Here is a 14,270-nt window from a genome sequence, read left to right as displayed (position 1 = left end):
CTTATTGAAAAATTTAGCGGACATCTATTCCGTTATGAAGTGCAAATAACGTTGTATGAGCACTTATTTAAACAAATAACGGAACAGATGTCCATGAACACCTTCAAATTATTATTTTTATCTGAAATAACGGAATATATGTCCGCAGAACTGTTGACACTAGCGATCTCCTTCTACTATTTCAATCGCTCAAGAAAAGTTTCAGCCGATTTCACTAATACCTTCTTAGCATCTGCTGTTATATGTTTCTGCATCGATCGTTTCTCGATTTGAGTCAAATACTTTTCAATAAACTTACTTGTTTGATCTATTGAACCTTTTTCATAATGATGAACTGCTTGGCGATACGTGTTAGTCAATAGCTTCGCTAATGGACCTGTTAAATCGCCTGAATCAATATAACGATCCATTAAATCCTGTAGAGCTGATGTATCGGTTGGCATCCACATATCTCTTATTGGTACTTGAGACCAATCCATGTCAGAGGCAAGGTAAAAGCTCGTGTATGCCGGCTGATTATAGCTCGTATTTTGTCTAGCCACTTCTGCCCGATATTGTGGATCATGCATTAACGTATAAAGCTTGCGATCCGTCACTTCCGTACTTAAGTAGATTCGAATTGATGAGCTATCCTCTGTTCTTACAAGTAACTCTTCTCGCCAATCTCCAAATATATCAGCTACTAAGCTCGGATTTCCTTTTGTCCAATTGTTCGTTCTCGTCCCTTCAGCAGTTAGCACCGTTCCCTTTTGCCAGTGGTCGATTGTTGGTGTTTGATCTCTGGAGCCATTAATAATTTGTGTTGTCATATCTCCCGACCACCTAATACTCATGTTCGTTCCCGGAATATCTCGCCAATTATCAGCAATTTCTCTTCCATCTGCTGTATGCATGCCAACTGCCCATGTTTCTAATCCTGGTTCATCAGGGAGAACGTCTCCAATCATACCACGACCAGTATCGCGACCAGTATAACCACCATAAATCACTTCACCAGTTGCTGCATCACGGAGTGCATAGCCATAAGGCGCCCAAGCTCCACCTTCAAATACCATGAACATTTCTAATCCAGGGCGATTTGGATCAATGTCAGCTACATGCATCGCATCACCATGGCCTAATCGTGCCATACCTTCCGCTGCTCCTTCTTCTGGCATTTCAGCGAACGTACTATACAACAATGATCCATCATGATCGATTGTTGCACCACCATAAACAATTTCATGCTTACCATCTCCATCGACATCTGCTGCACTTAAAGAGTGAAAACCTTGTGTTGTTATCGTACCAAACTCTTCGTCCGTTCCATCTACACCATGAGGCCCATCATTAAATGGGTTGCTCATTGGTGTCCATCCGCTATCTACATACCAATTTTCACTTAAACTTTCACCATCCCAATTATAGGTGATAATGGTTGATCTAGTATAGTAGCCTCTTGCAAATACTGCCGAAGGATTTTGTCCATCTAAGTAAGCAACACCAGCTAAAAAGCGATCAACACGATTTCCTGGTTCGATTCTAGCCATCGCATAGTCTCCCCATCGCAAGCCGTCGTCCTCACGTGCTGGTTTATAATGAATCGTTTCTAACTCGTCTCCTGTTTCACCGTCAAACACGGATAAATATTCTGGTCCTTCTAAAATAAAGCCCTCGAAGTTTCTAAGATCATTATTACCGCTTCGTGACGGGGCATACTCATCCATAAAGTAATCAGCTAAACTTTCTGCATTCTCTCTAGATAAGGGATAATCATATTGCGGTTCCAAGTCAAAAGCTTCTTCCAATGTAGCCGGCCAGTCACCTTTTTCAACTTCTTCCTGCTCATGCCAGCTCATAAATAATTCAACAACATGCTCATAATAATCATCGCTACTCATTCGATAATCGTCACTGTGACTAAATCCTGCTTCGATGTCCTCTTCAGGCATGGTAATATATTCTTCTGAAGCTACCTCGCCATCTTCATCGTACGTGATTACCCTTGTTCCAGGAGCGGTTTTAAACATGATTTCCGATTTTCCATTCCCATCAAAGTCATAAACTAAAAATTGCGTATAGTGTGCTCCGGAGCGAATATTAACGCCTAAATCAATTCGATAAAGTAGTTCTCCATCTAAAGTGTACGTATCTAAGTAGGTACTGCCTGTGTAACCCACCTGTGATACATCTTTAGAATTGCTTGGTTCCCATTTTACGACATATTCATACTGACCATCACCATTCACATCGCCAACACTCATATCATTTGCATGATACGTGTATGACTCCCCAACCGGAGTTTCACCGTCCGCTGGTTTTTGTAAAGGTAAATCATAATACCCTTCGTCCCAAGGTATAGTTGTTTCACTCTCATCGATTTCTTCCCCATCTACAGTAGCACGGACGACATATTGATCATCAGAGGAACCTGTTGTATCTAAATAGTTAGTACTATCTTCAACAGTTGCCACTTTTTCACCGTTTCGATAAACGTTGAAATCCACACCTGTTAAACCATTATCTGAATATCCGAATACTTCATTTGCTAGAAGTCGCCAGCTTAAAAACACACCTTCAGAGGTAGAAGCAGCTACTAATCCTCTGTCTAAATTCTCTAGCTGAATACCTTCCATTACATTCGTTTGTTCGTTTGGGTTATGTTCATTTGCTGATACACTTGCTGCACCTGATAGAAGTAAAGTCATGGCTGTGATTGAACTAAATACTTTTTTCGTGAACGATCGGTTGCTCAAATAATCACTCCTCTAATTTTTTGAAACTTTTCACAGCATATAGTAAACGCTTACATTTTTTTGGTGTAAGAAAGTTTACTTAGCTCAACCTACTTGCCTCCCTTCGTGAACATGATTATAACAGAGAAAACAGATTCAGTAATTCCAAATATCAGAGGAAAATGATTAAAAAACAGAGGACAAGTTCTTATACATCGAAATATGTTAAACTAGACATGAGTTTGCGATGATAAAGGAGAATTTGATGAAAAAACATACTCTGTTCGGCAAAGTACTTTTTTGGTTAGGTTTTCTCATATTTATTCTAGGCTTTATGTTTAACGAAACATTAGGTATCATTCAAGATGTTCCTGCGAGTGTGTATTCCTTCTCTATACCTGCGATAATCATTGGCATCATTCTAGTCATTATTTCTAATGTCTTTCAGAAAGAGAATGATTAGTTATTTTTGCGACAAAACATAGGAAGAACACTTTGATTTGTTGTTTATTCCTACTTATTCAACATATCTTAGTACTTACTAATTAGATTTGTTGGTTATCTTAATTTATTCTACAAATCTTACTGCTCGCTTATTAGATTTGTTGGTTATCTCCATTTATTCTACAAATCTTACCGCTTGCTTATTGGATTTGTTGGTTATCCCTGTTTATCAACAATATCTTACTATTCAATCGTTATTATATAATAAAAAGGCCCCAGCCTACACTAGGATGGGGTCGTTAACTTTAAGTCTTTATTTTCAATTCCCGATAGGATGCTTTAATATTACCTTGCTTATCTGTTGCAAATAAAACAGACCGTTCTTTTTCCAACGTAAACTGATATATTCGCCCAGTTTCAGGTTCCTTTATTTTTACGTGATTATCAACGGCATACTCAGAGACAAATGTATACAGATACCCATCTTGGAAAGTCAATTTCCTTCCATAGATCCCCGGAAGATCGCCACCTTCGAGCCATTCTATTTCCGATTTTACACCTGCACTAGCAATTGCTTTTTGATATAAAGCTATTAACACATCAGTACGTTCATTCAATTCAACTGGTAGTGGAGACCAAATCAATTTACCTTTACCCAGTTCTCTTTCTATTAGACAATTATTATCTACTATTTCTTTATTTACTTCCCCGATTCGACGATCACCAAAGGAAACTGGATAATTGATGCCATCAATCTTTAAGATCTCTTCACGTACTACATTAGATAACTGATAATCTCCTAACTTCTGTGAATGCTCCCAGTACTCATCAAGCCCTAATGGTCCTGTCCATAAAAGAGTCGCGCCAGTCTTCTTGACATAGTGAAATATTTCTCCTGCTGCTTCCTTGCTAAAATTATGGGCACTAGGTACAATCAATAATTTCGGCGGCTGTTCTTCCAATGCCTCCAGATGATACTCACCCATTGCTCGAAATGGTACATTCATTTGATAAGCAAGCACTCTCGTTAATTTTGTAGTAGCGTCAAAAGCAAATTTACGATTGGAAAAGTCATTTGAATATGGAAACACGACGGCAACTTCTTCTAATTGACGATTAACAAACAAATCACGGATTTCACCGATAAACCTTCCAAAATCATACGAGACATCTGCTTCCGGTTTTTGTGTGCCATCTGCTCGAAGTGCACCAATATTGGATTCATTGGTATTATTCATGTAAAAATTCGTATTCCATAACCACTGTACAGCACCAGCCCCACCAGTAGAAAAGGAGTAGGTATATTTCCGCTCCAAAATATTACGCAATTCTTCTTCTGAACGTTTCGCTTTACTCTCCGCTGTTTCCACATACATAATACCTGTTTCCTGAATTAGATTCGGTTTAAATGGTGTTTTTGTAAAGATACCATCCCAGACAAGCTGATCCATCAACCACCACGAATGGACTGTCGTATAATCTACAGCTTCCTGATAGAAAAACGGGGTTGGTCGTTGACTGTATAAAGCTTCATCCTGACCAACTGTTACTAATTGCTTGGAAGTTATCGACTTAATCGTTGCTGTTAATTCTTGTGCCCACTGATTATGCATATCCATCGTAAATAACGTATAATCTAGCCAACATAGACCTTGCTTCGGTTGCTTCATATCCTCGATGTCAAAATTGATTTCTTCCTGCTCTGGTAATACAACGGACTCAAAGTTCGGTAATTCCTCTGGTGTCCTATCCCAGCGTTCCTGAAGTTTCGTAATCGATTCGTGCCTTTCTTGCAACCATTTCACAAATGCGGCATGCTCAAAACGATCCTGTGCCGAGCGTGGGCCTTGGAAGTAGCGCTTCGGATCAAACATCGATGGTTCATTAATTAAATCCCATTGCACATTAGTTGTTTCTGCATGTCTTAGTACCAATGCACGAATAAACCGTTTCTGTGCTTTTACACTACGAGGATCAAGGTACGGATTCTCTCCCTCATAAGCAATTGGTGTAAAGGCAAAAAAATTAAAGGTTACTTCGATATCATACTTTTTAGCAGTAAGTAGAAAAGCATCAATTGCCCGCAATACCTCTTCAGATGGGTGACCATCGATAAACATCAGGTGGCGCCATGCCGTCCAAAGTCCTGTGCGAATAAAGTTAATCCCTGCCTCTTTCATAGTGGCCATGTCCTGGTCCCAAGCCGCTACATTCGGCATAAAGATAAACTTACGTGCAACATCAGAAGTCATATAGGTTTGCCCTACAATCGGAAAAGGTCTGCCATCTTTCCAAAAGTAATCTCTTCTAGCTTCCATAACACTTCCCTGTTGTAATAACTCTGAATCATTTCCCCAGAATCCTTGTGTATACATACGCTTCTCACCTGACTTAGAAGAAGCAAAACATTCAATCAGGTACTGTCCTGTTTGAATAGCTACATCTACTGGTATTCGCAAATATTGCAGCTCATCCGTAGCTGTTATTGTTTCATTCCCTGACCAGACTAATTTTGATTCGTGTGTGACTGTCATATCAAATTGCCATTCCTCTGTTTGCTGAACCATTCTTTCGATTTGAATCGTAATGGACGCCTTGTCACCCGGCTCATATGTTGCATAATTTGGTTTAACCCAGATTTCTGTTACACCTTTTTCAGTGAAAGTTGCCCACTCTGCAATTGCTTCTAATCCACCATTGTGCCAGAAACGATCGTCAACCGTCTGATTAATCAATAACCACCTGCCCCCAGCAAAATCACCCTTCGTATTTTCTAATAATACTACCGGTGCAGCTACTTCTCGATTATCTTGAGAAATTCCTTTCAGTAGTGGGTGAATATGAACATCCATCGGGCCACTGGAGCCATTCTCTTCTGGTCGATCTCGATAACGTGTTACATGTAGGATCAGATTATGTGTCGACTCAACCGAAAAAAGTGACTCTTTTCCTTCCATTACAGGTATTTTCTTATCAGCAGCTAATTTTTCAATGGGGGCATCATTAACCGGTAATACTTCATGTATTTGTAATTGTCGATGATAAGCTGTTTGTGCTCTTTCTACTTCCCATTCTCCTTGTTCTGATATATGAACTGGTTTACGAAACGGAGCACCTCCGATATGAAGTAAACCATGCCCTTTTTTGAAAAAGGCAAATAAATTAGGCCATGCTTCTTTTGGAAAATATGGACCATGTAAATGCACGTAACTATTGAATTGATGATCACCTAACGCTTCTGGTAATTGCTTTGCATTTACCACCTCAAATGAATCATTTAATTGTTGCAACCATCTATTAGAAGGTCTGACACCATCATATGGAAATCGTTCATCATAAAAAACCAATGTCTTTGTCACCAATAATCCTCCTCTAACCTTTCACAGCTCCTTGTGTCATGCCGTTTACGATTTGTTTTTCCATGATTAAATAGAACAAAATCGTTGGAATTAATACGAGCGTTAACCCTGCCATTTGTGCAGTATAATTTGTTGTATACTCACCCGCAAAATTCGCTAAGCCTAGTGGTAATGTGCTTAAGGCTTTATCATTAATCAATACTAAGGCAAACGAGAATTCATTCCAGTTATTAATAAAGTTTAAGATAACAGCAGTGGCTAGAGCGGGACGACTCATTGGCAAAATAATTGACCAAAAAATTCGAAAAGGACCACAACCATCCATAATTGCTGATTCTTCAATTTCTTTCGGAAATGAACTCATAAAACTAGTTAAAAGAAAAATTGTAATCGGTAAATTAAATGCAACATAAGGAAAAATCAGTGCCAAATGTGTATTGAGGAAGCCGAGCTTTTGCATTAAGATAAACATCGGGACCAATGTAGCATGAATGGGCACTAATAAACCGACAACAAAAAAACCATATAACATATTTCTTCCTCTAAATTGAAAGCGAGACAAGAAGTACGAAGCAAATGCACCCACTAATATGCAAATAAGTAAAGCGACAATCCCGACAAATAAACTATTAAAGAAATATGAACCAATGTTGGCAGTTACCCATGCTTCCACATAGTTGGTAAACACCCACTCGTCTGGCAAACCAAATGGATCAAAAGAAAATTCCTGACCTGTTTTAAACGAATTCATAATCATCCAAAATATCGGATAAGCATTGACAATGGTAAACAAAAATAAAATCAAATAAATCGTACTGCGTTTGACGATTTTTTTCTTGCGTGCCTGTTTAGAAACAGTATCATAATGAACCGCTGATTCACGCATTACCTCACCTCTCTTCTACGGAGTAATTTAGTTGTTATCAGGATAAGGGCAATACTAAAGACAAATATTAATACAGAAATCGCGCTACCATACCCATAACGAAGCCCCTCAAAGGTTTTGCCATACATATAAGTAGCCATGACCTCTGTTGAATTGGCTGGCCCACCTGAAGTCATTACGAAAATTAAATCAAAGGTTTTCAAGCTTCCGCTGATGCACAGAACGATCGAAATTAAAATAATATTCCATATCGAGGGCAGCACCACATGAATAGTTTTCTGCCATTCGGAGGCACCATCCAAATCGGCTGCTTCTAATATTTCGCTTGGCACCGTTTGCAAAGCAGATAGAAAAATAATAAAGTAAAGACCAACAAACTGCCAAATAATCGTCATACAAACAGCAACCATTGCCCAGGTTGGATCACCAAGCCAGTTTTGCTGAAGAAAGCCTAAACCTATTGCTTCCAAAAAATTATTAATCATACCATATTCCGAATTGTAGATCATACGCCAGGTAATCGAAATAACAACAGTAGAAATAACGACTGGCATAAATCCGATCGTTCGAAAAAATTTAGCACCTTTAATTTTTCGATTTAACAATAGCGCTAATGCTAATGCAATCGGAATTTGGCCAAATACAGACGCAAGGACAACTAATATATTGTTCCGTACCGATACCCAAAAAACGGAATCCTGAAATACTTCTTTAAAATTGGCTAAACCAATAAACTGCATTTCCGAAAAGCCATTCCATGACATAAACGAATAATAGAAAGAAATAAAGATTGGAACAATGCTGAAAATCAAATAAATAGTCAAAGCTGGTATAACACCCACCGCGATTATCCACGGTTTCTTTAATAAATGCATGTAATCACTCCCTGCAACTACTAACTTTTCTCCATTATAAAAGGGCTTACATTTTTCTAAAATCCTATAAAGTTAACATTATATCTACTTTTCTATGGAATGGAGCCGACGAAATTGAGTAGGAGTGATCCCGACATAGTTTTTAAATACTTGAACAAAATATTTATACTCTCTGTAGCCAACATACTCCGCTATTTCAAACACTTTGTTAGAGGTTTCGGTGAGCAATTCTTTCGCCTTATTAATCCGGATTGTATTGAGATATTCTGAGTAATTGTAACCTGTCTTTTGTTTAAAAAGCATACTGAAATAATTGGGGGTAATATAATGAGCTTCCGCGACTTCTACTGCTTTAATATCCTTCTGATAATTTTTCTCGATATATTGCTTAGCTTGTTGAATGATCCAGTGATTGTCGCACCAACTCTGTAGATAATCGATCATTTCTCCTAAATCCTCTAATAATAAAGCTTGAAGAGCTTCTACACTATTAAAAACAAGTAAATCGATTTCTTTATTCAGCCTAAAAGTCTGCTGCTCAAAGGTAGTCTCTTGACCTTTTGCTTTGATAGAATCTAGCAGATCCAGACATGCCTTCTTTATTTGTCCATGGGTTAATTGTTGTTGCGATAATTCAGTAAAGAGCTGAGTTGCCTTTTTCATTGCTTCTGCTTTGTCCTGTTGAAAAACCGCATTGCTAATCTCTGCAACTAATTGTTTATTCAAATCGTAATCTTTTTCAGACGGGATAGCTTCTAAATCAGTCACTAATTTTCTGGTTGTCCCTCGATAATAGCTTAATCTTTTGTTTAATTCTTGATAAAGATTGGATACCTGATATAAATCATAACACCCAGAGGATATAGCCATGAAAACTTCATTATCCAAGGTTTCCATAATAGAAGAAGTGAGATTGTTGATTGTTTGATCCGAGATTTCCTCTTCGTCATAAAGAAACAGGAAAAGTTGGTTTTCATGTGTCTCGATAGAAATAAAAGAAACCTCCCATTTATCCATAACATGTTTTACATGCTTTGAAGATAATAATGATTGCTTCTTTTTATAATAATTTATGGTCTCAAGCAACATCAGACGAAACGGAAATACTTGGTCCTGGATTTTTTCTGTGAGATGATAGGTATCCGGGAGCTGAAATAGTTGCTGAGTCAAATAGTTGGTTAACAATGTTTCTTGCTTGACCTGTTCCTCCTTTCTAATGTCTTTCAATTGTTGTTTTACCTGCTTGACTAATGCCATTAATTCATCAATATCAACCGGTTTTAATAAATAATCCTGGACCCCAATACGAAGTGCTTGACGCGCATACTCAAATTCCTCATAACCACTAATCATAATAATATTTACTTCAGGGAAACAATCAACAATTGCTTTCGATAAATGGAGGCCATCCATTTCAGGCATATAGACATCCGTAATCACGATATCAACCTTCTCTTTCTCCATTATTTCCAATGCTTTCTTGCCATTATGAGCAGCCCCGACCACATCGATACCCGCTTCCTCCCAAGGAACCGTATTGGATAATCCTTGGCATATTAACGGTTCATCATCTACGATCAACATCTTTAATGTCATTTCTTCTGTCATCTCCTTCTATTAGCTGGTTCAACATACGTTCATCTTTTATCCATGGAAGGTTTAATCTGACACATGCACCTACTTGCACTTCTATCAACTCAATCCCGTAATCCTGACCAAAAGCATTGGTTATACGATCATGAACATTTTTTAAAGCATAACTGTCTTGTTCTTCTGTCGCATGAAGCAACTTCCTAACCTTTTCCGTATCTATTCCATTACCATTATCTAAACAGTCAACAATCAATACATCATCGTTCAGATAGCAACGGATCGTAATATTTTTATTTTCCTGTGATTGAGGAAAACCATGTTTAAAGCAATTTTCTACAAGTGGTTCCAGTATTAATTTAAGAACGATACTATCGGCTAATCCTGCCTCGATAAAAATGGCATACTGAAAAGTATTACCTAACCGTTTCTTTTGCAGCTCCATATAGCTTTGGACATATTTTAGCTCATCCTTTAATGGAATCCATACTTTGCCCTGACTAAGTGTAATCCGAAACAGCGTCGATAAATCCTCAATGCTTTTACTCGTTTCCGGTGCCTTTTCTAATCGAGCTGTCCAACGAATCATGTCTAGTGTATTATAAAGAAAGTGGGGATTAATCTGACTTTGTAACGCTTTCAATTCTGAATGTTTATTTTGAATTTCAAGCTTATATTTATTGTCAATTAATCGCTGAATTTGCTCGACCATTGAATTAAATCGATATCCTAGCTGACCAACCTCATCTTTTGATCGAACTTTCACCTGTGCAGTAAAGTCGCCAAGCTCCAACCGTTTTGTTTCTCTTGTTAATTCCAAAATCGGACGAACGACAAAGAATACAAACCCTGCAAATGTCATTAATCCCATAAACACTGCGATCAAAATCATATAACCAAAAGTAGAGCGAATCTCTTTCATTTCTGATAAAATATAGGTTTCACTGACTACCGATACCAAATGCATATCAATTGGCTCGATAAATCTTGAAACACCATAATAAACATCACCGTTTGATTCTAGCTGGAAACTTTCTCCTTCTGCATGAATATGATCTATAAATGCTTGATAGCTAAATTCCGGTCCGATATCTGAAGACGTAATATTTTGTTTCTGGTTATGAACGAGAAATGCTTGGTGCTGTTCAGTTGTAAAACCGTCTGTCACATGTTGATATAGTGATTGCAAATCAAGACGGATGCGGATAAGTCCAATCGGTTCTCTAATATTATATAGATTGTTAATAACTCGATAGAGGCTGATCACTTCTTCATCTTGACTAATTCGTTGATTATACAAAGGATAAGGTGTGGTCCACAGTATTTCTCCTTCTCTCTTCTTCGCTTGATCAATCCATCGAGCTTCATTTCCTTCGACAGTCTCACCAACGGACAGCACCTGCTTGTTTTGCCCTTCAATTTCAACAGAATGAAAGTAATCTTTTTCCGATTGGTGGAAAACGAAAAAACCATTGAGATTGCTACGAACTTGATTTAAGTGGTTATAGTCTTCCCCTGTAACTGCCGGCGACGTCATAAAGTCACGAAATTCATGGCTGTAAATCATATACCTTGAAATTTCTTCCACTTCATCGATCACATTATTCAGTTGGGACTCCATATTATTCAAATTCCGATGAGTCGTCGTGATTATCTGTTCTTTTAATATTTTGTTAGATTGATAGAGAACAATTGATCCGATTAGTCCACTTGGAATGGTGACAAGCAAAAGAAAAATGATAACCGATTTCCATTTTAAGCTGTTTTTAATATATTCAATAAATTGCATGTTTAATTGCTCCTATTTACTCTATCGTTAGTAATAAGTAGAGTATAACACTTTCATATGCGCAAAAAGTAGAGTATCCCGTAAGACACTCTACTTATTTGCTCATGCTATCAACTACTGCTGTTCACTTTCTTGTACACGTTGAATATTTTCAGCTGCTTCTTCAGGAGTCGAACCACCGACCGTTATCGATTGCAGTTCATTTTCTAATTGATCGTTCACTGCAGGGATCAATGTTGCATCATAAACTGGTGCTGGATCAGACTCTGCAATTAAGTCGAGCATCTCTTCTTGTAGTGGATGAAGTTCTGCATCATCTGGTACCTCTACATTTGCTATAATCGGACGTCCAACCTTGATCAGTTCTTCCCACAAATCTTGATTGTAAACATATTGCAAGAATGTATGTGCCGCCTCTAACTTTTCACCTTCCAACTCACTGTTGATCGCAACACCTGTTCCCGCTACCGTTGACATTGTCTTTTTGTCATTTAAAGGAATCATCGAAACGCCAACATTTTTATCTTCCGGCATATTTTCTAAAATGGCAGAAATCCCCCAGTTACCGTCCATTACCATGGCTGCTTTTCCTTGAAGGAAATAGTCAATCATTTGTGAACTGTCTATTGTGTTCAAATCTTCATTAAATGCTTCTTTTTTCACTAGTTCATCGATTACTTCCAATGATTGCACAAAATCAGAATCTGTAAATGCTCTTTCACCATTAGCCACACCTTCTAAGAAATCATTTCCAGTAAAACGGTCAGCAATCGTAGATATATAAACCGATTGCAAGACCCATGCATCTGAGTTACCTAATGCCATTGGTGTAATATCATTTGCATTTAGGTCATCTATAAGTTGAAGGAATTCTTCATATGTTGTTGGAAACTCTTCATATCCAGCATCTGCTAACATATCTTTATCATAAAAGATCATATGTGTTGGATTGGTGTTAGCAGGTACAGCATAAGGAGCACCATCTACCGAAAAGTCTTCAAAATCCTCCTCATCCAATAATCCTGTTTCTTCTGTCCAATAGCTGACAATGTCATCAATGGGTTGAACGGCGTCACCCTCAACAAGCGGCTCTAACTCAGCTCCCGGCCATACTTGGAACACATCAGGTAATTGTCCACCAGCAGCCTGGGTATTTAAGCGAGTTCGGTAATCTGCATTAGGTGTCGTATCTACCTGAAGATCAATGTCCGGATGCTCTTCATCAAATTTTTCTACGATATCCATAAATGCTTGGTAATCTGCTCGACCAACATCTTCTGACTTCCAAAATGTCAATTCGACAGCATCGCCATTTGCATTACTATCTCCATCATCAGATGACGTTTCCTCTCCGCTATCTCCTGAACATGCTGCTAAGAAGCTAATAAATAGAATAACTATTCCTAAAAATACACGATTGCTCCACTTTCTCATAAATCAACCCTCCATTTTGTTATCGCTTTCAAAAAGGATTATCTCACATCCTATCAATCTAAAAAATCCAACAAAGTTAATATAATATCCAATAATTTATAATCCATAAAAAATACATCCATCTATAAGAACGAAATTACAAGCTCCTATAGCATGCTAACTATGACAAAACACGAACATCAAGATGGATGCTCGTGTTTCTGTTCTTGGGGGAAGAATCAATTAACCTAATGCCACATCAAGAATCATCATTAATGTAAACCCGATCATTAGACTCATCGAAGCCAAATCTTTATTACCTTTTTCTTGTGAACTCGGAATCACTTCTTCTGCTACGACAAAGATCATCGCACCAGCCGCAAAGCTTAATGCGTATGGTAATAACGGTTCAATAAAGGAAACAGCAAATGCACCAATGACAGCGGCAATCGGTTCGACCATTCCCGAAAATTGGCCATATTGAAAGCTTTTAGCTCGGGACATGCCTTCTGCTCTTAATGGCATCGAAACTGCTACACCCTCAGGAAAATTTTGAATACCAATTCCAAGTGCTAATGTCATAGCACCGGCTAGAGAAGCTTCTGTTCCGCCATTTGCAAGGGCACCGAAAGCAATACCAACTGCCAAACCCTCTGGGATATTATGCAACGTGATCGCAAGAACTAGCAGTGTACTTCTTTTTCTTTTTTTCTGATGAATTCCTTCCGCTTCCTCAACAGGGGTATTAGGGTGTAGGTGGGGTAAAATCTTATCAATCCCCCATAAGAAAACACCACCTAACATAAAACCAATAGCTGCTGGAAACCATGCTCCAATAGTGTTTCCTTCAGATAATTCAATCGATGGGCCTAATAAAGACCAATAACTAGCAGCAATCATGACACCACCAGCAAATCCCAACATACTATCCATTAATCGTTGATTGATACTTTTCGTTGCAAAAACGAGACTCGCTCCTAATGCAGTCATTCCCCAAGTAAATAAAGTAGCAATAAGTGCTTGTATGATTGGATTAAAATTCTGAAAAAAATCAATCATGATGAAGAAAGATCACCATCCTCAAAATAAAGTAAGATTTTCAACAATTCCATTATCCACCAATGACGAGCATAACACAATTCTTTAAAAAGGAAGTAGTTGAAAACTTTCTATTTTAAGACTGTTTTACATTCTCAATAA

9 protein-coding genes are annotated in these 14,270 nt (G+C 38.1%); 1 reads left to right on the top strand and 8 read right to left on the bottom strand.

Annotated features, from left to right (window positions below):
- Nucleotides 1–176: 176 nt before the first annotated feature.
- The gene (locus J5J03_RS00455) at nucleotides 177–2,687 is read right to left on the bottom strand and encodes a rhamnogalacturonan lyase (protein ID WP_208585665.1); all 2,511 of its coding nucleotides are present in this window, start codon (nucleotides 2,685–2,687) and stop codon (nucleotides 177–179) included.
- A 292-nt stretch (nucleotides 2,688–2,979) separates the two neighbouring features.
- On the opposite strand from J5J03_RS00455, the gene J5J03_RS00450 reads away from it, so the two are divergent.
- Complete coding sequence (locus J5J03_RS00450; RefSeq protein ID WP_208585583.1) at nucleotides 2,980–3,177, top strand: hypothetical protein; 198 nt, start codon at nucleotides 2,980–2,982, stop codon at nucleotides 3,175–3,177.
- Between the two features lie 286 nt (nucleotides 3,178–3,463).
- Here the strand turns inward: J5J03_RS00450 and J5J03_RS00445 are convergent, their stop codons facing one another.
- The 7 genes from J5J03_RS00445 to J5J03_RS00415 form a co-directional block, all read right to left on the bottom strand.
- Nucleotides 3,464–6,517, bottom strand: coding sequence for a beta-galactosidase (locus tag J5J03_RS00445; protein WP_208585582.1), 3,054 nt, complete (start codon nucleotides 6,515–6,517; stop codon nucleotides 3,464–3,466).
- 13 nt (nucleotides 6,518–6,530) lie between these two features.
- Nucleotides 6,531–7,403: a carbohydrate ABC transporter permease gene (locus J5J03_RS00440; RefSeq protein WP_208585581.1), complete on the bottom strand. Its 873-nt coding sequence runs from the start codon at nucleotides 7,401–7,403 to the stop codon at nucleotides 6,531–6,533.
- Nucleotides 7,403–8,278 carry a carbohydrate ABC transporter permease gene (locus J5J03_RS00435; protein WP_208585580.1) on the bottom strand — a complete coding sequence of 292 codons (876 nt, stop codon included), beginning with the start codon at nucleotides 8,276–8,278 and terminating at the stop codon, nucleotides 7,403–7,405. Before J5J03_RS00435 ends, J5J03_RS00440 begins: the two co-directional genes overlap by 1 nt.
- A gap of 84 nt (nucleotides 8,279–8,362) precedes the next feature.
- Nucleotides 8,363–9,874, bottom strand: a complete 1,512-nt coding sequence (locus tag J5J03_RS00430) for a response regulator transcription factor (protein ID WP_208585579.1) — start codon at nucleotides 9,872–9,874, stop codon at nucleotides 8,363–8,365.
- Entirely contained in the window at nucleotides 9,846–11,657 is a 1,812-nt protein-coding gene (locus J5J03_RS00425) for a sensor histidine kinase (RefSeq protein WP_208585578.1), read from the bottom strand. The genes J5J03_RS00430 and J5J03_RS00425 overlap by 29 nt, the downstream gene beginning before the upstream one ends.
- A gap of 114 nt (nucleotides 11,658–11,771) precedes the next feature.
- Entirely contained in the window at nucleotides 11,772–13,091 is a 1,320-nt protein-coding gene (locus tag J5J03_RS00420; protein WP_208585577.1) for an extracellular solute-binding protein, read from the bottom strand.
- 222 nt (nucleotides 13,092–13,313) lie between these two features.
- Nucleotides 13,314–14,129, bottom strand: a complete 816-nt coding sequence (locus tag J5J03_RS00415; protein ID WP_208585576.1) for a ZIP family metal transporter — start codon at nucleotides 14,127–14,129, stop codon at nucleotides 13,314–13,316.
- Nucleotides 14,130–14,270: the final 141 nt, after the last annotated feature.

It is taken from the genome of Gracilibacillus suaedae (assembly GCF_017599345.1).
GTDB classification, from domain to species: Bacteria; Bacillota; Bacilli; order Bacillales; family Amphibacillaceae; genus Gracilibacillus; species Gracilibacillus suaedae.
This window is presented reverse-complemented; position numbering and strand designations above follow the sequence as displayed.